This window comes from Clostridium sp. AM28-20LB (assembly GCF_003480665.1).
Lineage (GTDB): Bacteria > Bacillota > Clostridia > Lachnospirales > Lachnospiraceae > Otoolea > Otoolea fessa.
On sequence record NZ_QUJN01000001.1, the window covers coordinates 604,739 to 628,248 of the forward strand.

The 23,510-nt window shown below is 51.1% G+C and carries 15 protein-coding genes and 1 other annotated feature; of the genes, 1 reads left to right on the forward strand and 14 read right to left on the reverse strand.

The window, feature by feature from the left end; all coding sequences use genetic code 11:
* Window positions 1-43 precede the first annotated feature (43 nt).
* From DW739_RS02740 to DW739_RS02785, 9 genes are all read right to left on the reverse strand, one after another.
* A complete protein-coding gene (locus tag DW739_RS02740) occupies window positions 44-2,002 on the reverse strand; it encodes a fructose-1,6-bisphosphatase (RefSeq protein WP_106999984.1) in 1,959 nt (652 codons plus the stop codon).
* Between the two features lie 292 nt (window positions 2,003-2,294).
* Window positions 2,295-2,777 carry a GNAT family N-acetyltransferase gene (locus DW739_RS02745; RefSeq protein WP_118742710.1) on the reverse strand — a complete coding sequence of 161 codons (483 nt, stop codon included), beginning with the start codon at window positions 2,775-2,777 and terminating at the stop codon, window positions 2,295-2,297.
* Between the two features lie 387 nt (window positions 2,778-3,164).
* Window positions 3,165-5,816, reverse strand: coding sequence for a valine--tRNA ligase (locus DW739_RS02750; protein ID WP_106999985.1), 2,652 nt, complete (start codon window positions 5,814-5,816; stop codon window positions 3,165-3,167).
* Between the two features lie 110 nt (window positions 5,817-5,926).
* Window positions 5,927-6,118, reverse strand: a complete 192-nt coding sequence (locus tag DW739_RS02755; RefSeq protein ID WP_107000412.1) for a DUF6472 family protein — start codon at window positions 6,116-6,118, stop codon at window positions 5,927-5,929.
* A gap of 186 nt (window positions 6,119-6,304) precedes the next feature.
* Window positions 6,305-6,601: a binding site (T-box leader), on the reverse strand.
* A gap of 167 nt (window positions 6,602-6,768) precedes the next feature.
* Window positions 6,769-7,701, reverse strand: a complete 933-nt coding sequence (locus tag DW739_RS02760; protein WP_233430154.1) for a type II secretion system protein — start codon at window positions 7,699-7,701, stop codon at window positions 6,769-6,771.
* A gap of 189 nt (window positions 7,702-7,890) precedes the next feature.
* Complete coding sequence (locus tag DW739_RS02765) at window positions 7,891-8,772, reverse strand: MetQ/NlpA family ABC transporter substrate-binding protein (RefSeq protein WP_106999986.1); 882 nt, start codon at window positions 8,770-8,772, stop codon at window positions 7,891-7,893.
* Between the two features lie 111 nt (window positions 8,773-8,883).
* Complete coding sequence (locus tag DW739_RS02775; protein WP_022358729.1) at window positions 8,884-9,549, reverse strand: methionine ABC transporter permease; 666 nt, start codon at window positions 9,547-9,549, stop codon at window positions 8,884-8,886.
* A gap of 1 nt (window position 9,550) precedes the next feature.
* The gene (locus tag DW739_RS02780; protein WP_118742579.1) at window positions 9,551-10,564 is read right to left on the reverse strand and encodes an ATP-binding cassette domain-containing protein; all 1,014 of its coding nucleotides are present in this window, start codon (window positions 10,562-10,564) and stop codon (window positions 9,551-9,553) included.
* 413 nt (window positions 10,565-10,977) lie between these two features.
* A complete protein-coding gene (locus tag DW739_RS02785; RefSeq protein ID WP_118742580.1) occupies window positions 10,978-12,069 on the reverse strand; it encodes a glycosyltransferase family 2 protein in 1,092 nt (363 codons plus the stop codon).
* A 306-nt stretch (window positions 12,070-12,375) separates the two neighbouring features.
* Between DW739_RS02785 and DW739_RS02790 the strand changes: the two genes are divergently transcribed.
* Window positions 12,376-13,515, forward strand: coding sequence for a DUF362 domain-containing protein (locus DW739_RS02790; RefSeq protein ID WP_118482123.1), 1,140 nt, complete (start codon window positions 12,376-12,378; stop codon window positions 13,513-13,515).
* Between the two features lie 113 nt (window positions 13,516-13,628).
* Here the strand turns inward: DW739_RS02790 and DW739_RS02795 are convergent, their stop codons facing one another.
* The 5 genes from DW739_RS02795 to DW739_RS02815 all read right to left on the reverse strand — a co-directional run bounded on the left by DW739_RS02795 (window position 13,629) and on the right by DW739_RS02815 (window position 23,498).
* Window positions 13,629-15,047 carry a D-alanyl-D-alanine carboxypeptidase family protein gene (locus tag DW739_RS02795; RefSeq protein WP_118482124.1) on the reverse strand — a complete coding sequence of 473 codons (1,419 nt, stop codon included), beginning with the start codon at window positions 15,045-15,047 and terminating at the stop codon, window positions 13,629-13,631.
* 405 nt (window positions 15,048-15,452) lie between these two features.
* On the reverse strand, window positions 15,453-16,439 hold the full coding sequence (locus tag DW739_RS02800; protein WP_118482125.1) for a diaminopimelate dehydrogenase: 987 nt from the start codon (window positions 16,437-16,439) through the stop codon (window positions 15,453-15,455).
* A gap of 181 nt (window positions 16,440-16,620) precedes the next feature.
* The gene (locus DW739_RS02805) at window positions 16,621-18,486 is read right to left on the reverse strand and encodes an ABC transporter ATP-binding protein (protein ID WP_118468696.1); all 1,866 of its coding nucleotides are present in this window, start codon (window positions 18,484-18,486) and stop codon (window positions 16,621-16,623) included.
* Entirely contained in the window at window positions 18,483-20,165 is a 1,683-nt protein-coding gene (locus DW739_RS02810) for an ABC transporter ATP-binding protein (RefSeq protein WP_118742711.1), read from the reverse strand. Before DW739_RS02810 ends, DW739_RS02805 begins: the two co-directional genes overlap by 4 nt.
* A gap of 105 nt (window positions 20,166-20,270) precedes the next feature.
* Window positions 20,271-23,498, reverse strand: a complete 3,228-nt coding sequence (locus DW739_RS02815; protein WP_118742581.1) for an SNF2 helicase associated domain-containing protein — start codon at window positions 23,496-23,498, stop codon at window positions 20,271-20,273.
* Between the last annotated feature and the right edge of the window lie 12 nt (window positions 23,499-23,510).

A 23,510-nucleotide genomic window follows, 5' to 3' on the forward strand; every position in this document is an offset into this window, starting at 1 on the left:
GATTTTCCATTTTATCTTTATTTAAAATTTCGTTCTCAAATCGCTACCGCGTAAATTTCTCCGCGATCGCACCGCTATAGTACGCATTCAGCAGTTTTTCCAGATCTTTGATCTTCTCTTTCAGTTCCCGTCCGATATCGGTATCCCCGACGCACTTGCGCTCCGGCACCCATTTGACCATACGGCTCTCGGAGTGGATATCACTCTCCTTCTCGATCGCCGCCTCGGTGGACTCAAACGGATCGTGCGCTGCCAGAATCAGACCGTAGGAGTTGTAAATCAGCGTATACCCCGCGATACCGGTTTCTTTCTGATATGCCCTTGAGAAACCACCGTCGATGACGAGAAGTTTACCGCCGCATTTGAGCGGGCTCTCGCCGTCTTTGGATTTGACCGGGACGTGACCGTTGATGATGTGCGCGCCCTCCGGCTCCAGGCCAAACTCACGGAGAATGCGGTCAAGCACTTCCTCATTTTCCAGCATATCGTAATACGGATTTTTTACTTCTTTATGTGTCTCTTTTTCTGCCAGAAAATAGCGCTCAAACGTTGCCATCTTGTCCTTGCCGAACAGCGGGGAATTTTCATTCAGCCAGATATACCACATCATGTCCCTGCCTTTTTCCCGCTCTGCCTTATCGACCGCGACAAACCCCTTGCGGACATAATTGTCCAGAATATCGTACAGCGCCTTTCCCTTATATTGCTTGCCGTAGATCTCTACCTCCTTGAAGGTACCGTCCTTATTTAACGGAACGCAGCCATGGTAAAGAAGATTATTGTTGTATACTTTATAGAGACTTCCCTTCGCCAGCAGAAACTTCATATGCTGCTGCAGCTTCTCGCAGTTCATGAACGCACGTTCCAGACGTTCCATGATATCCGCTTCTTCCGGTGTAAATGCATATGGATCCTTCGGATCCACCGTCGGGAAATTCATATCGAGCATCTTGTACTCTTTGCCATCCATTTCCAGAACGCCGCGTTCAAAATCAATATGATGCAGAAGATTTCGTTTCTCCAGACCAAATTCCGGATGGCGCTTGATGATCTGCCCTTCCGCCTTGAACTGGATGATCGAGATCGCCTTGTGCATCTTCTGGTTCATCTCGCGCTCAGACGCACTGTAAGAGTCACTGCCCTTTAACTGGAAGCAGGTGCACGGGTCATCCCCATATGTATTGATCGCAAAGGTTGCCAATGGAAGAAGGTTGATGCCGTAACCATCCTCCAAAATATCCAGGTTTCCATATCTCGCGCAGATACGGATTGCGTTTGCAATACAGCCCATCTGTCCCGCTGCCGCGCCCATCCAGAGCACATCGTGATTGCCCCACTGGACATCAATCGAGTGATAGGTCATCATCTTGTCCATGATGATATGCGGTCCCGGACCCCTGTCATAGATATCGCCTACGATATGAAGATGATCGACCGTCAGGCGCTGAATCAGCTCGCTTAGCGCTATAATAAAGGCTTTCGCTCGTCCCACACGGACAATCGTCTGGACGATGGCATCGTAGTAGGATTCCTTGTCCTGCAGATCACCGCGCTCAGTCAGAAGTTCTTCCAGCACATAGGCAAATTCCTTCGGAAGCGCCTTGCGGATCTTCGAACGCGTGTACTTGCTCGCTGCCCGGCGGCAGACCGCAATCAGACGATAGAGTGTGATCTTGTACCAGTCATCCGGATTCTTCTCCGTCTGCAGAATCCGGCTCATCTTCTCCGCCGGATAGTAAATAAGGGTTGCCAGTGACTGCTTATCCTGACGGCTCAGGGTATTTCCAAATACATCGTCAATCTTTCGCTTGACGGAACCGGAACCATTTTTCAATACATGAGAAAATGCCTCGTATTCCCCATGGATATCGGTCAGGAAATGTTCCGTTCCTTTCGGCAGATTTAAGATCGATTCCAGATTGATGATCTCCGTCGATGCCGCTGCAATCGTCGGGTAAAGCTCTGCCAGTCGATCCAGATAACGCGCCTGCAATGATTTCATGTTTTCTCTAACCCCTCCTGTTTGCGGACGCCCCTTTTGACCCTTTTTCACCCAATCCCGTGCAGCCTGCTTCCGATGCCCGTTATGCATATAAAACACACGCAAAAGATACACGCAGAAAGATGGAAAAGAATTTGTAATGCTTGTTGCAAACAATTACAAAAAATCGAAATGGCGTCTCATTTTTAATTCTGATACTTGTATCTTATCACACTTCTATTAAAAACGCCATTTCGATTCCTATAATAAGTATTATTAGTATTTGCGGGCAATCACGTATTTCTTCTTAAATTTAAAACTTATACCGCATCTGATACCAGATCACGTTTCCATGCACCGATTCCGAGATCCCCTCATTCACAAATCCAAACTTGACATAATAGGCTATCAATTTTTCCTTGCACGTCAACACAAGTCCCTTCCTCCCCTGTTTTCTGGCATCCTCGATGGCGCACTGGAGCAACTGTCCCGCATAGCCATGTTTCCGGTATGCCGGGATCGTATTGACACCAAAAATCATCTGCCATGCGCCGTTTTCATCGTGCATTTCTGCCCGTTCGTACATCTCATCCGTCAGATCCGGCTTGTCTGTGACGAAGCCGTCCACAAACGCAATCAGCTTTTCGCCTTCAAACATGAGCCAGAAATGATTTCCATAATACTTAATTCTCTCCTCAAACTCCTCTTTCGTTGCGGCTTCCGCTGCCGGAAAGCATTCTGCTTCCACGGCTGCAATCTGAGCCAGATCTGCTATTGTCGCTGTTCTTATCTCCATAATATCTCGTATCATCCAATTATCCTCGTTCGAAGATAAAAAAATAATCTCCTTTCTCTCTTCAAAGGCATTCGCCCATATAATTCAAGTCGAACGTCCGTGAGACTTGGCGCGTGATTCTGGTCAGCGAAGCTGACATATTCTTTACAGAATCACTGCGCATCCTCGCGGAGCGTTTATCTCAGTCGGAGAATGGACTCCCACTGAGATAAATTTGCTATTACTCACCACCTGAAGAGGTGGGAGTCTTCTCGACTGAGATAAAAAACAGAATAATTTCGGTTCTTTCTTTGCAAATAAGCCAATGCATATAGTTTTCCCCATACACATCGGCTTATTTCACGCATCAGGCGGATCTCTCGATCCTGCCTTTTACTTCATATTCAACTATTTCCGCAGCTGTGCCAGGCGCTCCTGTACCTGTGCCATCATCTGGCGGTATTTCTCCAGCTTCTCGCGCTCTTCGGCAATCTTTGCCTCCGGTGCGCGGCTGACGAACTTTTCATTGCTTAACATACCCTCGGAACGGGCAAGCTCTTTTTTCAGCTTCTCTTCTTCCTTGCTGAGGCGTTCGATCTCTTTGTCCAGATCAACTAACTCTGCAAACGGCATATAGATGGTTGCCTTTGCAGTCACAGCCGATACAGCATCGTCTGCGATTCCGCTCTTGTCCTTCTGAAGAATAACATCGCTCGCATAGCCAAGAGTTGCAAAGAAGACGCGGCTGTGCTCGAAGATGGACAGAACTTCCGGATCTTCAGATACAACGTATACTTTTGCCTTCTTGCTCGGCGGTACGTTCATGGATGTGCGGACACCGCGGATCGCGCGGACTGCATCCTTGATCGTCTCAACTGCCTTCTCTTCCTCTGCAAAGTTCCACTCATCCTTGTAGACCGGCCAGGAAGAAATCATGATGGACGGTTCCTCATCCTGCAGGTTGCAGAAGATTTCCTCGGTAATAAACGGCATATATGGATGCAGCAGTTTCAAGGACTGGATCAGAACCGTTTTCAGGGTCCAGAGTGCAGCTGCCTTGGTGGTATCCTCCTCGGACCAGAGTCTCGGTTTTACCATCTCAATGTACCAGTCACAGAATTCCTCCCAGATGAAATCATAAACCTTCTGGAGGGCGATTCCCAGCTCGTACTTATCCATGTTCTCGGTGACATCTTTTGCCAGCGTGTTGACCTTGGAGAGGATCCAGCGGTCAGCCATCTGCAGGTCAGAAAGTTTTACATCCGTTACCGGCGCTTTCTCAATGTTCATCATGATGAAACGGGATGCATTCCACACCTTGTTTGCAAAGTTGCGACTTGCTTCTACACGCTCCCAGTAGAAACGCATATCGTTGCCCGGTGCGTTACCGGTCATCAGGGTCATACGGAGTGCATCGGCGCCGTACTTGTCGATAACCTCCAGCGGATCGATACCATTTCCAAGGGATTTACTCATCTTACGTCCCTGAGAATCACGTACCAGACCGTGGATCAGGACGGTGTGGAACGGCTCTTTGCCAGTCTGCTCCAGACCGGAGAATACCATACGGATAACCCAGAAGAAAATGATATCGTATCCGGTTACCAGCACGTCGGTCGGATAGAAATATTCATATTCCGGTGTGTCCTTCGGCCAGCCGAGCGTGGAGAACGGCCACAGGGCGGAAGAGAACCAGGTATCCAGCGTGTCCTCATCCTGATGCAGATGGGTGCCGCCGCATTTCGGGCATACCGCCGGTGCGTTCTTGGCAACGGTCATCTCGCCGCAGTCATCACAATAATATGCCGGAATCCGGTGTCCCCACCAGAGCTGACGGGAAATACACCAGTCACGGATGCCCTCAAGCCAGTGCAGATAGGTCTTTCCAAAGCTCTCCGGAACGAATTTAAGTCTGCCGGATTTAAGTGCCTCTACCGCCGGTTTCGCCATCTCTTCCATCTTGACAAACCACTGCGGTTTTACCATCGGTTCTACGGTTGTGCCGCAGCGGTCGTGGGTACCTACGTTGTGGGAATGCGGAACGACTTTGACTAAAAGTCCCATTTCCTTCAGATCCTCTACCATGGCTTTTCTCGCCTCGTAGCGGTCCATGCCCTGATATTTGCCCGGTACGCTGATGGTTGCATCGTCATTCATGATGCAGATCTCTTCCAGGTTGTGGCGTTTTCCTACCTCAAAGTCGTTCGGGTCATGTGCCGGTGTGATCTTTACGCAGCCGGTACCGAACTCTTTATCTACATACTCATCCGCGATGACCGGAATCTCTCGGTCGGTCAGCGGCAGTTTTAACATCTTGCCTACGATATCCTTGTAGCGCTCATCCTCCGGGTTGACAGCTACCGCAGTATCGCCTAACAGCGTCTCCGGACGGGTGGTTGCGATCTCGACGAAACGTCCCTCTTCGCCGACGATCGGGTAATTGATGTGCCAGAAAAAGCCGTCCTGCTCCTCATGCTCTACCTCGGCATCCGAAATGGAAGTCTGGCAGACCGGGCACCAGTTGATGATACGGGATCCCTTGTAAATATAACCTTTTTCATACAGTCTGGTAAATACTTCCAGAACCGCCTCGGAACAGCCCTCGTCCATCGTGAAACGCTCGCGGTCCCAGTCAGCGGAGGAACCCAGCTTGTGAAGCTGTTTTACGATGCGGCTGCCGTACTCTTCTTTCCACTCCCATGCTTTCTCCAGGAAGCCCTCACGACCCAGATCATGCTTGTCAATGCCCTGCTCTTTCAGCTTGTTGATAACCTTAACCTCCGTTGCGATCGCCGCATGGTCGGTACCCGGCTGCCACAGTGCCTCATAGCCCTGCATTCTCTTGTAACGGATCAGGATATCCTGCATGGTGTTATCCAGCGCATGTCCCATATGAAGCTGTCCGGTAATGTTTGGCGGCGGCATCACAATCGTGAACGGCTTCTTACCGTTTCTGCGTCCGCGCTCTGCATCGGCGTGGAAATATTTGCTGTCCAGCCATTTCTGATACAGGCGATCTTCAATATCCGCCGGATTATATGTCTTTTCCAGTTCTTTCATTGATCGATTCTCCTTTTGCGTTTTAACTCATCAAATGCTGTTTATCCCTGCATTCTATCATGAACCGCATCTTGTTTACCTTCATTTCGTGTAATTTCCGATGCAGTTTCTTACATCTGTTTCCGGACAATCTTATACTCATCATCCGTCTGGTAGTACGGGCAGACAAAACGCTGGCTGCTTAAAAATGCCGCCATCTCGTCCTCATCCAGATCTGCCTCGCACAGATAATACCCATAATCATCGTCATAGACATAATTGCCGCACGTGTCACAGCTTGTCAGCGGACCTTGTTTTTTCATCTGTTTTGTCCTTTCTGGAGCGCGTTTCCTATGAAAAAGAATGTGCCTTGGCACATTCTCGCGCCGAGCGCGGTCGCTTGCGACATGTTTCTGCTTCGCGCGAGCGCGCATCCTCGCGGAGCGTTTTTCATTTCATAGGACGTAATTTCCTATGAAATGAAAAAGCCCCTTGCAGACATATCATCTGCAAAGGGCGTCATATACGCGGTACCACCTTAATTCAATCAGGATTTCCATCTGCCGGTGTTTTCTTTGCACACATCCAGATTTTATCCCAATCCTCTTGATTCTATAACGGGAACTCCCGGGATCTCTTATCCACCACTCTCTTTCACACCATTCCTAAGTCATAGCAGAACGCAGTTTTTCAGAAATCCGGCTCCGAAGCTACCTTCCACATCCGTTTCCCGGAACCGTCTCTCAACCTGCGCGGTTCTCTCTGTCAGGGCTTCTATGTGTACTCCTCTTCTTCACTGCCTTTCATTTTTCAGTTCCTTGTTATCATAGAGGTTTTTTAGGAAAATGTCAAGGTTTTCGGCACAGGTTGGTAAATGATATATGCCCGTTACTGGGCACGTATGCGTGAACAGTAACATATGCCCTGGCTTCTCCCACTTTAAAGACGCCCCGCTGTAACAGCCGCACAGCCCCTACTTCGGCAGCGTATCCTTATACTGTGGATACGTCCCATCTGTCACCAGCTTTGCGTATGCATCATATGCCTCCTGCAGATTCTCATACTTTTTATCCTTCGAAAGATATTCCTTATACTGTGTTGGAGTCAGATGACCGGCGATTGCTATATAATTACCAGCTTTATTCACTCGCATAGCGGTAGTTGTTTCTGAAATATAAAACCTTCCATCTGCTGTACTGATAATAACCGGTATCTTCTTTCCTGCACCAACCGAATCTGAGGATATATCTACAGATGTCCAAAATAAATATCGCTTCGACTTATCCTTTGCATCTCCCAGATAGGCCCAGGTTCCCTTTTTTAACAGGCTGTCCTCCTCAATCTTCGCCTGTATCTTGGGAAGCATATTGGATTTTGTACAGTTGGAATCAATTTCAAAATTGTTGTTATCACCCAGCATTTCCAATATGCCGCTGTCATTCAAGGGCGCATGTACATCGCAATTGATATTAAACGCGTATTTCTGTTCCGAACCGCCTGTACCCTTTCCGCTTTTCCAGTTAAAAAGCACTCCCGAATCCGGCCGATAGGAAACTTCACACTCCCCACCCGGAACCGGATAACCAATCCAGTTGGCCGTATCACCCTGATCATTATAATGCATCACTCCACCTATCGTCACCGGGTCATGCGACTGCCATTTTTCTTTTTTCTGCTTCAGCTTTACAACCTTCACTTCATTCTCTGTATCCTCAATCATGACCGCTGCCATAACCTCTGCATATGCAGAACGGACATTGGCAAGATCCGTGGCCTCCCGGCTGGTCTCCAGCTGCCTGGTAAAAATAGGAATAGAAATTGCAGTTAAAATGGAAACTATCGCAACGACTACCAAAAGCTCCGCCAGCGTAAAGCCCTTTTTCCTGTTCTGTATATGAATTTCCATTCTTATCACCCGCCTGTCACCTTTATCTTTTTCTTATTCTATCACATGATTTAAAAAAATTCACGCAAAACATTTTTCATCTGACGCACATTCCCATAAATTGAAAGAAGAGACCTCCGCCTGCGGTTTTCACCGCAAAGCATCCGCCTCTTCCCAATTTCGTTGCTGTAATCAGGTCCCTGCCGTCAATTAAAACAGCGGAACAACCGCTCCATCGTACTTCGTCTCGATAAATTCTTTGATATCATCGCTTGTCAGGACTTCCATCAGAGCTTTTGTCTTGTTGCTCTCCTCGTCACCCTCACGGACTGCTACAACATTTCCGTATGTCTGGGCTGCCAGAGAGTCAGAAGCCTCTACTGCCAGAGCATCGGTTACCTTTAAACCAGCCTCGATTGCGTAGTTGCCGTTGATAACTGCAATATCAGCATCCTGTAAGGAACGCGGAAGCTGTGCTGCCTCAAGTTCTACGATATCCAGGTTCTTCGGGTTCTCCGTAATATCATTGATAGTTGCGGTCAGACCTGCATCCTCTTTCAGTGTCAGAAGACCCTGATCCTGAAGAAGCAGAAGTGCTCTTGCCTCGTTGGTTACATCGTTTGGCACCAGAACCTCTGCGCCGTCAGCCAGCTCATCTAAAGAATCGCTCTTGCCTGCGTAGATGCCGAATGGCTCATAATGGATTGCACCTGCACTTACCAGGTGAGTGCCATTCTCCTCATTGAAGGTATCCAGATATGGTTTGTGCTGGAAGTAGTTTGCATCCAGATCGCCGGACTCCAGTGCGTTGTTCGGCTGTACATAATCAGTATACTCTACGATCTTCAGATCGTAGCCCTTGTCTGCCAGAAGGTCTCTTGCAGCTTCCAGGATCTCAGCATGCGGTGCCGGGCTTGCGCCTACTACCAGCTTCTCCAGATCGCCGTCTGCCTCTTTAGCCTCTGCGGTAGTCTCCTCTGCTGCCTCTGCAGCGGTCTCAGCAGTTGTCTCATTCGAGCTGGAAGAGCAGCCTGCTAAGGATGCAGCTGCCAGCAGTGCCAGGAATGTGGTTCCTAAGAATGATTTTTTCATAGTGATTTCCTCCTCTTTGTGTGTTTAAACAGTTCCTTTAAATTTATATTTCAGAAATGTCCTGCATCTGCCACAGACGATAGGCTGCATTTCATTTCTGTAAATATCTTATTAACGGATTCTCTTATCACTTCTTCTCGAACTCCGCGTAAAGATCTCCTGAATCAGCTGTGCGATAATAACCAGAATCACAACGGTAACCAGCATCATATCTGCCTGATAACGGTGGTATCCATATCGGATCGCCACATCGCCCAGACCACCGGCACCGACGCAGCCTGCCATCGCGGAATATCCGAGGATCGTCGTGATCGAAATCGCCGCGCCGACTAACAGGGACGGCTTGGACTCCGGAAGCAGCACCTTGAAAATAATCTGCCAGGTTGAAGCGCCCATTGATTTTGCTGCTTCAATCACGCCTGCATCAATTTCCTTTAATGATGCCTCTACCATACGGCTGATGTACGGGAACGCCGCGATTACCAGCGGTACAACTGCCGCATTTGCTCCGATCGTCTTTCCCACGATCGCGCGGGTCAGCGGCATTACCATCGCTAACAGGATGATAAACGGCACCGAACGGAGCAGGTTGACAATCACGCCCGCCACTTTGTTGAACAGCGGCACCGGACGGATGCCGTCTTTATCGGTTACAACCAGCGCCACGCCGAGCGGGATGCCGATCAAATAAGAAATCAGGGAAGAAAGACCTACCATATATAAGGTTCTCCAGGTCTCTTTTACCAGCATACTGACTGTCTTCGCATCAAATACCATCTTAGCGCACCTCCTCATAGGTCACACCGACCGTTTTTAAATAATTGCAGATACGCCCTGCATCTACCTCATCCTCTGGGAGCTGCAGAAGCATCTGTCCCATCGCCTTGCCCCCAATATCGTGGGTATCCGCGAGAAGGATATTGACCGGAACCTTGCAGGCTAATACCATATTAGAAATAATTGGCTCCGAAGATTCCTGTCCATTGAAAATAACGCGGATCTGGCGCGCTCTGGCAAAGCTTGTCTTCTGCCCTGCCGTCTCACCGAGAATCAGCTGACGCCCAATCTCCGACTTTGGACCGGAGAAAATCTCTGATACCTTGCCAGACTCTGCAATGTGGCTGTGGTCGATGATCGCCACACGGTCGCAGATAGACTCAATAACCGCCATCTCATGGGTAATCACGATCACAGTAATGCCGCGTTCGCGATTAATCTTCTTGAGAAGCTCCAAAATCGATTTTGTCGTGTTCGGGTCGAGCGCACTCGTCGCCTCATCGCAAAGCAGCACCTTCGGGTTCGTGGACATCGCACGTGCAATCGCCACACGCTGCTTCTGTCCGCCGGAGAGCTGTGCCGGATATGCCTTCATCCGTTCTTCCAGACCGACTAATTTTAAAAGCTCAGCCGCCCGTTTCTTCGCCTCTGCTTTCGGGACACCGGCAATCTCCATCGGAAAGCACACATTCTGGAGTACATTTCTCTGTGCCAGAAGATTGAACTGCTGGAAAATCATCCCCATCGACTGTCTGGCTTTCCGAATCTCCGACTCCTTCATCATCGACAGGTTCTGTCCCTCAAAAATAACCCGTCCCGCCGTCGGTGTCTCCAGATAATTGATACACCGGACCAGCGTACTCTTTCCCGCACCCGACAGACCGATAATTCCAAAAATCTCACCCTGCAGGATTTCCAGGTTAATATCATCTAACGCGGTCACCGTTCCGTTCGTTGTCTGGAATTGCTTTCCCAGTCCTTCCAGGCAGATGATCGCTTCCTTTCTCTGCTCCATTGTCTTTTCCCCTCTCTTTTTCCGAATATACAGCATTGATACCCTGTCGCATAAAAGATGCCACTACTGTTTTTCTGTCACAGGAAGCAGTTAGTGCCTTTTTGTGTCATAAGGAATTTCAAGGAATTTCCTATGACACAAAAAAGCCGCAAATCCAGTACGGATCGCGGCTTCCTATGCTATACTTACAGGTCTATCCGACCAGCCCGTTCCGTCTTTCATGCACACAAATATGACAGCACATCATACACATGCCGTTCATCATCATATTCATCTGCATGGCTTTACTCTGACGCATCGGACCTGTCCCCTTTCAGCTTATATTCCCTTATTCCTGATAGGAATTATTTGTTTATGAAGATACACCCATTTTCCGGGTTTGTCAAGTGTTTCCTGAATTTTTAAGAGCTATTTCACTCCTGCTCCGGTTTTTGCACAGCTTCTCTTCTTTTTGATATCTGGAGTTCCCGTGCTTCTGCACGGCTGCGGCGCAAATTTTCTCCTGGCATCTCCTGTTTCCGGCTGCGCCCTTTCTCACGCTCGCGGATGCGATCCGGCGTGCGGCTCTCAATGATATAGCGCGGGCGGTGCTTCGACTCCAGATAAATCTTTCCGACATACTCTCCGACGATTCCGACCGAGAGAAGAAGCAGTCCGCCGATAAACCAGAGCGATACCATCATGCTCGCCCAGCCGGTGATCGTATTGCCCCGGAAGAAATCAACCACCGCCCAGATAAGGAATCCAATACTGACAAAAAATGCCGCAATTCCCATGAACGTAATCATCCGGATCGGCTTTGTGCTCAGCGAAGTGATGCCCTCGATCGCAAAAGCCAGCATCTTTTTCAGCGGATATTTGCTCTCCCCTGCTGCCCGCTCTTTACGGTCATAATATACCACATCGGACGGATAGCCGATCATCGGGACAATCCCGCGCAGAAACAGATTGACCTCCGAAAATTCCGCCAGCCCTTCCAGTGCCCTCCGGCTCATCAGGCGGTAATCCGCATGATTATACACGGTGTTCGCTCCCAGCGCATTCATAATCTTATAAAATCCCAGCGCAGTTGTACGCTTAAAAAATGTATCCGTCGCCCTGTGGCGGCGCACACCGTACACGATGTCACAGCCAGCCATATACCGCTCGATCATCGCGTCGCATGCGTCCACATCATCCTGCAGATCGGCATCCATCGAGATCGCCGCGTCACACCGCCGTCTCGCCGCCTCAAAAAGCCCGGCTAAAAGCGCGTTCTGATGACCGCGGTTGCGGCTCAGCTTCACACCTGCAAACCGATCGTCCTTCTCATGGAGTTCCTCGATCAGCTTCCATGTTCTATCCTTCGAACCGTCGTCTACCATCAGCACCCGGCTTCCCGGATGAATCCGGCGGCTGCGGGTTAAATCATCTAATTTTTTACCTAAAAATTCTGCCGTCAATGGCAGAACTTCCTCTTCGTTGTAGCAAGGCACCACGATATAGATAACCGGTGCATTTCTCATACTGTCATCTCCTGCCCGGGTCACTGTCCCTTCTATGCAGACAAGTCCCCTCGTATTTTCAAAAGCAGGTTTCCAGATACAGGTATCTTGCCAGAATCCTCCTGCAGCTGAAATCTGCTTTTTCCGTATTTTCCTATTATATAGGAACTACATTAAAAAGAAAAGTAAATTTTTGACACATCCACCCGATTCCGGTATAATAGAATTGATATTTTTATCACTTTACTATTACTCGCCACCTAAAGAGGTGGGCGTCTTCTCGACTGAGAAAAAATCAAAAAAAGCCATCTATCAGGAGGTATTCATATGTCAAAAACCGAAAAAGCAAAGGTATATTTTACAGATTTCCACACCATTGCATTTGGCGACGGTCTCCCTACCAAATTAAAAAAACTGATCCGTAAAGCCGGGATCGGTTCCATCGATATGGATGGTAAATTTGTCGCTATCAAGATGCACTTTGGTGAACTTGGAAATATCAGTTATCTGCGTCCGAATTATGCCAAAGCCGTTGTTGATGTCATCAAAGAGCTGGGCGGCAAACCATTTTTAACAGACTGCAATACGATGTATCCAGGCAGCCGCAAGAATGCGCTCGAGCACCTGGAATGCGCCTGGGAAAACGGATTTACCCCGTTGACTGTTGGATGTCCAATCATCATCGGTGATGGATTAAAAGGCACCGATGACATCGCTGTTCCGGTGGCCGGAGGCGAATACATCAAAGAAGCTAAGATCGGCCGCGCCGTCATGGACGCCGATGTCTTTATCAGCCTGACCCATTTCAAGGGACATGAGATGACCGGCTTCGGCGGTACGATCAAAAATATCGGCATGGGCTGCGGTTCTCGCGCCGGTAAGACCGATCAGCACAGCAGTGGAAAACCACACGTCAAGGAAAAGCTCTGCCGGGGCTGCCGCCGCTGTCAGAAGGAATGTGCCAACGGCGGTCTCGTTTTCGATGAAGCCTCCAGAAAAATGCACGTGGATGCTGAGCACTGCGTCGGCTGCGGACGGTGTCTCGGCGCCTGCAACTTTGACGCGATCGAATTTGACAACAACGCAGCCAACGAGCTGTTAAACTGCCGTATGGCGGAATACACAAAAGCCGTTGTGGATGGACGTCCAAACTTCCATATTTCCCTGGTCGTTGACGTCTCCCCGAACTGCGACTGCCACGGTGAAAATGACGTACCGATCCTTCCAAATCTTGGTATGTTTGCTTCTTTCGATCCGCTGGCACTCGATCAGGCCTGTGTGGACGCCTGTCTGGCCGCTGCTCCGATGCCGGGCAGCCAGCTTGCAAAACATCTTGCTGATCCGGATTTCCACGATCACCATGACCATTTCACAAATTCCACACCAGAATCTGAGTGGAAAAGCTGCCTGGCACACGCGGAGAAGATCGGTCTGGGAAGCCGGGAGTATGAATTGATCACACTATAATAACATCACCCCCATCTGCCAGCTGTTCCGCCGGTCTTTTTGCGGCCGCAGAGCTGTGAAAAACGGAGCCGCCCCGGTCTTTTCTGCCGGTCGGCTCCGTTTTATGCTCTTCTTTATTTCTGAATCCAGACACCATTCGCATCGACTCTATATCCGTCCGGTGTCGTTCCATTGACAAACAATGCTCCGTCAGCACTCACATAATACCAGTATCCATTCGTCTGAATCCAGCGGCTCTTCGCCATAGCCCCGCTTTCGGTATAATAATGCCAGGAGCCGTTTACCATCTGCCAGTCACGCGCCATCCACGCATCTGCATGGAAATAGTATGTCTCCCCCTTGATCAGGAGACTCTCATTTGCCGCGTAGGTTCCGTTTGCTTTCAGGTATTTCCATTCATTTCCAAACTGCTGCCACGCACCGTCGCCCTGAGCAGCTGCATTGCCAGCTCCAGAGCTACCCGGTCCACCCTGGCTGCCGGAAGAAGAGGTATTTTTGCTGGTCGTATTGCCGGACGGCTTGCTGGAATTTGACGTACTGTTGTTCGCCGCATCCGATACCGAGGTGTTCGTGCCAGCCGGTGTGCCGGATGCGCTTCCCGCCACTGCAAAACCATAGTCCAGCAGCTTCTTCGTATCGTCATAATGGGTCTGCGAACTCTTTAAAATAACTGCAATCAGGCGCACGCCATTTCGCTCTGCACACGTTACCAGCGTGTTGCCTGCCAGGGAGGTATAACCGGTCTTTCCGCCTATGATTCCCTCATAGTACTGGGAATTTGCCGGATTGAGCATCTTATGTCCCATCGTAAGCGTCCGCACCGTCGGCACGCTGGCAGTCGCCGGGAAATCGTAATGCAGGGTCGATGCAACCTGACGCACCGTCGCATTATTGAATGCAGCATTTGCAATCAGCGCCATATCATGTGCGGTTGTAAAATGGTTCGCATTGTTCAGACCGTTCGGGTTTGCAAAATGCGTATGTGTGCATCCTAAAGACGCTGCCTTCTCATTCATCTTATCCGCAAACGCGCTGACACTGCCGGACACATGCTCCGCCAGTCCGTTTGCCACCTCATTTGCCGATTTTAAAAGCAGACCATAGAGACAGTCCTTAACCGTAAAGGTATCGCCCGCCTTGACCTGCAGCGTCACCGCGCCCGATTCCAGATTCGAAACTGCCGTCTGGGAAAAGGTTACCGTATCACTCAGATTACAGTTTTCCGCTACCAGAAGCGCCGTCATCAGCTTCGTGATGCTGGCTGGATAATACTGCGTATCCGCATTCTTGGAAAACAGGAACTGGTTGTGCGTCGCATCATAGAGCACTGCGCCCTGCGCTGCCACCGTCGGCTGAGCTGCATTCTGTGAAGTAACCGTTGCTCCCGAAGGAACTGCGCCGGAGACCGAGCCTCCTGCCGCCTGTCCCGGACCGGTCGCCCCATCTGTCGCAGCAAATGCCGTCCATGACACAGACATCATAAGTGCCATTCCCAGGCAGAGGGAACGCACGGATTTTTTCCATATATTCATCGTATATTGTCCTTCCTGTATGTATTTTCGCTTTTCTCCTACCCGCCAGCTCCCGCAAACGTAAAGTTACGTTCACTCATTGCGCGGACTTTAACGGATTTTGCCAGTGCTGCGCAGGTACAAATCATGCAAATCTGTCTTACATTTTACTTCATTTTAAGCGACAATACAAGTTGAAAGGAAAATTTGAAATTATTACAATTTTATTACAAAAACAGGTAGCCGAAGGACATTCAGCTCCTCCAGCTACCGCTTGATTCTTTTTGTATCTTCTCTTTAAATCGTTGACCAGCTTCGCCGGTTTCCAGTTAACGCCGTCTTTGCATACGCCGTGCGTCACAGAATCCATCTTGTCATGCAGATCTGCTGCATTCCAGACGCTTTCTATTTTTATTTAATAAATTTTTACAGATACTTCTTCCGCAGATCTGCCCCACTCTCTGCCGACAGATACGCCGGTGCCACATCAAAGACGGTCTTGCAGCCCTTCTGGCCTTCCTGGTTCATCTTGTATGCCGCGCGTGCGTATGCCACGATGATGGAGGAAGTAAATTCCGGGTTGGAATCCAGCTTTAAGCTGTACTCGATGATATGGTGGTTCTCTTTGTTCCAGCCGGTCTTACCGCTGCGGAGTACGAAACCACCGTGCGGGAGACGGTTGTGATCGCGTTTCAGTTCTTCTTCGGTGATGAAATGAACCGTTGTGTCATAATCAGAAAAGTAGTTCGGCATGGTCTTGATCTCATTCTCGATCTTTGCCTGATCCGCTCCCTCTTCTGCCACAACAAAGCACTCTCTGGTGTGTTTTTCGCGGGTGGTCAGCTCTGGGCTGCTGCCGCTTCTGACTGCCTCCAGTGCACTTTCAACTGGGATTGTGTACTGTCTGGCATCCTTGACGCCCTCGATCCGGCGGATCGCATCGGAATGTCCCTGGCTGACGCCCTTGCCCCAGAATGTATAATTTTCGCCCTCCGGCAGGCATGCAGCTGCATAGAGACGGTTCAGGGAGAACATACCCGGATCCCAGCCAACGGAGATGATGCCAACCTTTCCGGATTTCTGTGCGGACTCATCGACTGCTGCGAAATGCTCTGGAATCTTTGCATGGGTATCGAAGCTGTCCACTACGTTAAACCACTGTGCATATTTCGGGGTCTGAACCGGCAGATCCGTAGCCGAACCGCCGCAGAGAATCAAAACGTCGATCTCGTCTTTCTTCGCCTCTGCCTCATTTACATGATAAACCGGTACGCCCTCGGTCAGGATCTTGACCGTTTCCGGCGCACGCCGTGTAAATACTGCTTTCAGTTCCATATCCGGATTCTGGCGGATCGCACACTCCACGCCGCGTCCCAGATTTCCATATCCTAAAATTCCAACTCGGATACTCATAGATATTCCTCCTAACGGTACAAAATTTGCCACGGATCCGGCTCTATTTTCCAGCTTACGCGATCCGATTTTACTTAAAAATTTCAAGTGTTCCCATTATACACTAGATCCATCCGTTTTTCAATATAGGTGAGTTCACGCGTACAGGAAACAAATTCTCATTTAATTCTCAACGAAAGCCTTATTCCAGCTCCTTCATTCCGGTATACAGCTCAAAATACCGCCCTTTCTGCGCCAGCAGATCTTCATGGTCGCCGCGCTCAATGATCTGCCCGTGCTCCAGCACCATGATCGCATTGGCGTTGCGGACTGTCGAAAGCCGGTGGGCGATGACAAAGGTCGTCCGGTCCGCCATCAGCCGGTCCATGCCGTGCTCGATGTGCTTCTCCGTCCGCGTATCGACCGAACTCGTCGCCTCATCCAGAATCAGGATCGGTGCTTTAGAAACTGCTGCCCGCGCAATGTTTAATAGCTGGCGCTGTCCCTGGCTTAAGTTTGCACCGTCACCCTCCAGCATCGTGTCATACCCATCCGGCAGACGCATGATAAAGGAATGCGCCGATGCCGTTTTTGCCGCCTCAACAACTTCTTCATCCGTGGCATCCAGCCGCCCGTATCGAATATTTTCCCGTACCGTGCCGGTAAAAAGATGCGTATCCTGCAGAACCATCGCGATATTTTCCCGCAGCTCCTTCCGGTGCATCCGGCGGACATCGACGCCGTCCACCGTGATCGAGCCGCCCTGTATATCATAAAAACGGTTGATCAGATTCGTGATCGTCGTTTTTCCGGCTCCCGTCGAGCCGACAAAGGCGATCTTCTGTCCCGGCTTCGCATAGAGCGAAATATCCTTCAAAATCACCTGCCCCGGCTCATAGCCGAAAGTCACATGGTCAAGCACCACCTCACCGCGGATCGGCGCGATCGAAACCGCATCCGGCGCATCTGCCGCCTCCGGTTCCGCATCCAGCACTGCAAACACGCGCTCCGCGCCTGCCAGCGCCGAAAATACGTTTCCAACCTGCATGGAAAGCTCGTTGATCGGTCTGGAAAATTGCCGCGAAAAACCTAAAAATACGGTCAGTCCACCGACATCAAAGTTCCGGAACACACAGAGCAAACCGCCAATGCAGGCTGTCAGTCCATAATTTAACTGGCTTAAATTGTTCATGACCGGTCCCATCACACCGCCGAAAAACTGTGCCCGGATCTGTTTTTCTTTCAGATCCGCATTGAGCCATCCAAATTCTTCCTCTGCGATCTCCTCATGGCAGAATACCTTGACGACCTTCTGCCCCTGCACGGTCTCCTCAATATAGCCGTTCATCGCGCCAAGCGCCGCCTGCTGGGCAGAGAAATATTTCTGGCTCCGTCCGGCAACAAATTTACCGGCACGCAGCATCACCGGCATCATGGCAAGCGTAATCACCGTCAGCCACACGTTCGTGTAAATCATCAGCACCAGCGTTCCCACAATACTGAGTGCGCCGGATAAAAGCTGCACCAGTGTACTGCTGAGCATCATGCCGATCGTATCCACATCGTTTGTAAAACGGCTCATCAGATCGCCGTTGCTGCCGGTATCATAAAACCGGAGCGGAAGCGTCTGCATATGGTTAAACAGCTCTTCCCGCAGCCGCTGCAGCGCGTTCTGCGCCACCTGCAGCATGATGCGCGACTGCATATAGGCAGCGGCAACGCTAACTAAATAAACCGCTCCCATCACGCACAGGGAACGGAACAGCCCCACCACATCGCCCCGGCTGCCATCTAAAGGCACAATATACCGGTTGATGATCGGGCGCAGCATATAGGCGCCCGCCAGATTCGTCACCGTCCCCAGGATCACACAGAAAAAGGCGACTGTCATCGCCATCCGGTCGCGTTTTAAGTATGAAAGCAGGCGCAGCATCGTCTGACCGCCCGCCTTGGGCTTTCCGCCCTTCATGACCGCCATCCGTTCCGGTCCCCGGCGGCGTTTCGGCGCGTCGGCTATGCGGCTGCCATATCGGCGTTTCAGGCTTTCAATCTGTTTTTCATCCATCATGCCATCCCCTCCCCGTCTGCCCGTTTTCCATATTGCGTCTCATAGATCTCCCGGTACGCCTCACAGGATGCCAGCAGCTTCTCCTGCGTTCCCTCTCCGATAATCCTGCCGTCCTCAAGGACGAGAATCCGATCCGCGTATTCCAGCGAACTCAGCCGCTGTGCGATAATAAATTTCGTCGTATCTTTCAAATCTTCCCGGAATGCCGTCCGGATCGCCGCCTCCGTTGCCGTATCGACCGCACTGGTGCTGTCGTCGAGAATCAGGATCTTCGGCTTCTTTAAGAGTGCCCTTGCGATGCACAGCCGTTGTTTCTGACCGCCGGATACATTGACGCCGCCCTGTCCCATCTCCGTTTTGTAGCCTTCGGCAAACGAATTCACAAAGGAATCTGCCTGCGCATACACTGCTGCCCGCCGCACTTCTTCCTCCGTCGCCGTCTCATCACCCCAGCGCAGGTTTTCCTCGATCGTGCCGGAAAACAGGACGTTTTTCTGTAAAACCATGCCAACGCCGTCCCGGAGATTTTTCAGGGAATACTCCCGCACATCGATACCATCCACCCGCACACTCCCCTCTGTCACATCATAGAGGCGGGGAATCAGCTGTACCAGCGACGTTTTTCCGCTTCCGGTCGCACCGAGGATGCCGATCGTCTCTCCCGGCTCTGCCGTCAGGCTGATGTGAGATAGAACCGGCTCACCGCCTTCGCGGTAGGAAAAGGAAACATCCTTAAATTCCACGCGTCCTTTCTCAACCTTCCGATCCTTCTGTGATGCATTTTCATCGCTCAGATCAATCGGCTCATCCAGCACCTCATCGATTCGCCGGATGGACGCCATCGCGCGGGAACTCTGCAAAAATACCATTGAGAGCATCATAAGTGACATCAGAATCTGTACAATGTAGGTCGTAAATGCCGTCAGATCCCCGACCGCCATTCGTCCGCCGATAATCAGGTTTCCGCCGAACCAGACAACTGCCAGTGTCGTCACATTCATCGCGAACATCATGACCGGCATCGTCGCAATTACGATCTTCAGCGCCCGCAGCCCTGCCTCCTTGAGCTCCCGGTTCGTGTCGGAAAACCGCTTTTCCTCGTAGTCTTCCCGCACAAAGGATTTCACCACCCGCACGTTCGTCAGCACCTCCTGGATGCCGCTATTGAGCGTATCCAGCGCTTTCTGCATGGCCGTAAACCGCGGGTAGGCAGTCCGTAGGATCCAGACGATCGCCGCCGTCAGAAGCGGAATCACCACCAGGATGACAGCTGCCAGTTCCGCATTCATCCAGAACGCCATCACAAGCGCCCCCAGGAACATGCCCGGCGCGCGCAGCATCATCCGAAGTCCCATCATAATCAGGTTCTGTACCTGCTGGATATCGTTCGTCAGACGGGTTACCAGTGATCCCGTGCTGAACGTATCGATATTTTTAAATGAAAACTGCTGCACTCTGGCAAATAAGTCGCGGCGCAGATCGCTGGTAAAGGAAATCGACGCCTTCGCTGCAAAATATGCCCCCAGAATGCCGCCTGCCGCCATCAAAAAGGAGGTAATCGCCATCACAAGTCCCATTTTGAGAATGTATCCGCCGTCTTTCTGCGCCACGCCATGGTTAATAATCATCGACATAAATTTGGGCAGCAGAATCTCACCCAGCACCTCCGTTACCATCATGAGCGGTCCCAGAATAAAGGCGCTCTTATATGGCAGTATATATGATTTGTATCGTTTCCATTGCTTCACGCTTTTTCCTCCTGCCCGTTATTTCTGCAAATTTTTTTATGGATTCTGTTCAAACAGCTCCATCAGTTCATTCTGGCTCAAATCGCCCAGTGAAACCATTCCCTCTGAAACCACCTGCGCCGCCAGCGCAAGTTTCGCATTCTGCAGCTTCAAAAGATTTTCTTCTATCGTATCCTTTAAGATCAGTTTGTATACCGTGACCGGCTTTTCCTGCCCGATCCGGTACGCGCGGTCGGTCGCCTGGTTCTGCGCTGCCACATTCCACCACGGATCGTAATGAATCACGATATCCGCCGCCGTCAGGTTGAGTCCCGTTCCCCCGGCTTTCAGGGAAATAAGGAACACCGGAACCTCATCCGAGGCAAACGCCTGCACCATCCGGCTGCGTTCTTCCTTCGGGGTCGCGCCGACCAGAAGATGGGACGAAATGCCCTCCTGTAAAAGGCGTTCCCGAATCCGCTCCAGCATCGAGGCAAACTGGGAAAAGAGCAGGATCTTATGTCCCGCCGCAGACGCCGATGCGATCAGCGAAACACAGGTCTCCAGCTTCGCCGATTCCCCCGTATAATCTTCAAAACAGAGTGCCGGATCGCAGCAGATCTGGCGCAGCCGCATGAGCTGGGAAAGCACTTCCAATTTTCCATTACCCGACCACGCGCCGCCAGCCAGCGCCTCTTTCAGTTTCAACGCCGACGCCGTATAAAGCTTCTGCTGCCGCCCCGACGCCGCCGAATAAACGATCCTCTCTTCCTTGCCCGGAAGCTCCCGCAGCACATCCTTTTTCAAGCGGCGCAGGACAAACGGTCCCGTCATCCGCCGCAATGCCGTCAATGCTTCCGGATCCTGATTTTTCACGATTGGCAGCTCATACCGCTCACGAAACTTCCGGTAACTGTATAAAAATCCCGGCATCAGGAAATCAAAAATGCTCCAAAGCTCGCTGAGCCGGTTTTCCACCGGCGTTCCCGTCAGGGCGAAACGGACATTCGCCGAAATCTCCTTTACCGCCTTCGCTCCCTGTGTCTTTGCATTTTTAATGACCTGCGCCTCGTCAATAATCTCATATTCAAACGTGCGTCCCAGATACGCTGCCCGATCCCGTTTCAACAGATCATAGGACGTGATGATCACCTGCGCCCCCTCAGACGCCTCCATCCGCATCTGCTCCTCCAGCTGTTCCTGCCGTTCTTTCGCCGTCCCGGCAATCAGAAGCACGCGGATCTCCGGCGAAAACCGGGCAAATTCCTGTCCCCAGTTGTAGACGAGCGACGCCGGGCAGACGATCAAAGACGGAAGAGGTAATTCTGACCCACTGCCTTCATTTCCAGCCGCTTTCTGCTCGGTTTTTTCCTGATAAAATGCCGTCAGAAGCGCAATCACCTGCAGCGTTTTTCCCAGTCCCATATCATCTGCCAGGATCCCGCCGAAATGATACCGCGCCAGCGTCCGCATCCACGTATATCCGATCTTCTGGTATTCCCTCAGCGTCTTTTCCAGCACCGCCGGAACCGCATAGCTGACACTCTGCGCCGTTTTTAGATCGCGCACCATCATCCCGTAGGCTTCATCCCGCTGAAACAGTTTCATCCTGCCGTCGCCCGAGAGACTGTCCAGATAAAAAGCACGGTAGGCAGGTATCTTCGCCTCTCCCGCCTGAAATTCACTCTTTGTCAGTCCCAGATCCGCAGTCAGGCTGTCAAGCGCCTGCAGGCCGCCGCCCGAAAGCTGCAAAAATTCGCCATTTTTCATGCGGTAATATTTCTTTTTTTGGCGGTATTCACTGAGTACCTGCAAAAGCTCCGCCGGGTCGATTCCCGCCGTCTCAATCTTCAGATCCAGCCAACCGCCTCCAAGAGAAACCCCCATCGACACTTCCGGCGGGGGCAGGACGCGCAGATGGCGGACAGACTCTGACAGCCATACCTCTCCCACCTCCTGAAACTGCGGCATTCCCTCGCTCAGAACCTGGTACAGCGCTTCTTCATCCCCGCGGATCACCAGCTCGCCGCTCTCATCCTCCCAGTAAGAGAAGTACCGCGTGATCAGGCGGCTGATATAAAATTCCGCCGGTACATCCCGGCAGATCTCCCGCGGAACATGCTCGTCCGCCAGCGGCGAAAACGTAAAATCTCCGTAGGAAAGCGTCGGACGCAGACGCAGCTCGTCCGGCGAATCACTGTCAAACTCAAACCGGGCTTTCAACGCCTCTGGGCGGTATTTCTCCCAATCGATCTCCGGACTCTGCAAGATCCCAAGTGCCTCCATGCCTTCCAGCACCCGTGCATAAAAGAGCGGAATATCCCGGCTTCCAACCAGCAGCTCCCGCTTCTCTTTCCGGCTTCCACACTCTCTTCCGCCCTGTTCCATCTGCTCCAGGAAAACGCCCATCGTTTCTGTATACAGTTCACTGCATCCAAACAGATGCAATCCATCTGCCACATACAGACGCTGTTCTCCCCGGAACGAAGTTAGAGCCGATGGAACCGTAACCGCAATTCCATCGCCCCTTGCTTCCACCTCCACCGGGAAACGCGGATCCTTGCGCTCAACCCGGCACACACGTTCAGCACCTTTCTCGTCCTCCGTCTGGACTTCTTTTCCCTCTAAAAGATCAAACAGCCGATCCCTCGCTGCAGATCCCAGCGTTAACGCCCGCATCACCGGAAGCGGCAGCCCCGCATGACCGCGCATCTCCTCATAATGGCGTATGTAGGCGTCCGCCTCCTCCAGCAGAAGATCTAAAAATGGGCGGCTTTCCGGCGCAAAGGCAGACGGGACGTGTTCAAACGCCATGCCTTTTCCGTATTCCACCCGTTTTCCGCTGTGAACCGCCTGTGCAAATTCCAGCAGGTTTTTCACAATATACCGTTTTTCCCGTCCGATCCGTGCCTCCAAAAGCACTTCGCCGCGCCGGATCTGTAAATAGGGATGCAGATAGACCGGTTCCCGCTCTTCCTCGCCCAGAATCCGCGCTACTTCCCGGTTCGTGTACTCCCGGATCATCATCCGGATCTCCGGCGAAGTCGAAACCGGCAGTGTATGCTCGGCTTTCTGCTGGCGGGCAAACGCCTCCTGAAGCGCTTTTGCATGCACGCAGGGTCCCCGGAATGAATTTCCCTCCGCACAAGAACAAGAGTAGTCATAGATCTGACTACCCTTGATAAAAATTCTTGTCTGATATACATTTGTCTCATCCTCAATCTGTCCCTGTACCCGTACTTCGCCCTTCCAGAAGGTATCTACGGACATTTTTATTATTTTCATGAGGATTCCTCC

Excerpts from the sequence above, each read along its gene's own strand:
- DW739_RS02800 (WP_118482125.1), bottom strand. The coding sequence starts at position 16,439 with ATGAGTATCCGAGTTGGAATTTTAGGATATGGAAATCTGGGACGCGGC.
- DW739_RS02765 (WP_106999986.1), bottom strand. The coding sequence starts at position 8,772 with ATGAAAAAATCATTCTTAGGAACCACATTCCTGGCACTGCTGGCAGCT.
- DW739_RS02775 (WP_022358729.1), bottom strand. The coding sequence starts at position 9,549 with ATGGTATTTGATGCGAAGACAGTCAGTATGCTGGTAAAAGAGACCTGG.
- DW739_RS02815 (WP_118742581.1), bottom strand. The coding sequence starts at position 23,498 with ATGAAAATAATAAAAATGTCCGTAGATACCTTCTGGAAGGGCGAAGTA.
- DW739_RS02750 (WP_106999985.1), bottom strand. The coding sequence starts at position 5,816 with ATGAAAGAACTGGAAAAGACATATAATCCGGCGGATATTGAAGATCGC.
- DW739_RS02760 (WP_233430154.1), bottom strand. The coding sequence starts at position 7,701 with ATGGAAATTCATATACAGAACAGGAAAAAGGGCTTTACGCTGGCGGAG.
- DW739_RS02790 (WP_118482123.1), top strand. The coding sequence starts at position 12,376 with ATGTCAAAAACCGAAAAAGCAAAGGTATATTTTACAGATTTCCACACC.
- DW739_RS02745 (WP_118742710.1), bottom strand. The coding sequence starts at position 2,777 with ATGGAGATAAGAACAGCGACAATAGCAGATCTGGCTCAGATTGCAGCC.
- DW739_RS02780 (WP_118742579.1), bottom strand. The coding sequence starts at position 10,564 with ATGGAGCAGAGAAAGGAAGCGATCATCTGCCTGGAAGGACTGGGAAAG.
- DW739_RS02740 (WP_106999984.1), bottom strand. The coding sequence starts at position 2,002 with ATGAAATCATTGCAGGCGCGTTATCTGGATCGACTGGCAGAGCTTTAC.
- DW739_RS02755 (WP_107000412.1), bottom strand. The coding sequence starts at position 6,118 with ATGAAAAAACAAGGTCCGCTGACAAGCTGTGACACGTGCGGCAATTAT.
- DW739_RS02795 (WP_118482124.1), bottom strand. The coding sequence starts at position 15,047 with ATGAATATATGGAAAAAATCCGTGCGTTCCCTCTGCCTGGGAATGGCA.
- DW739_RS02805 (WP_118468696.1), bottom strand. The coding sequence starts at position 18,486 with ATGATGGATGAAAAACAGATTGAAAGCCTGAAACGCCGATATGGCAGC.
- DW739_RS02810 (WP_118742711.1), bottom strand. The coding sequence starts at position 20,165 with ATGATGGTAACGGAGGTGCTGGGTGAGATTCTGCTGCCCAAATTTATG.
- DW739_RS02785 (WP_118742580.1), bottom strand. The coding sequence starts at position 12,069 with ATGAGAAATGCACCGGTTATCTATATCGTGGTGCCTTGCTACAACGAA.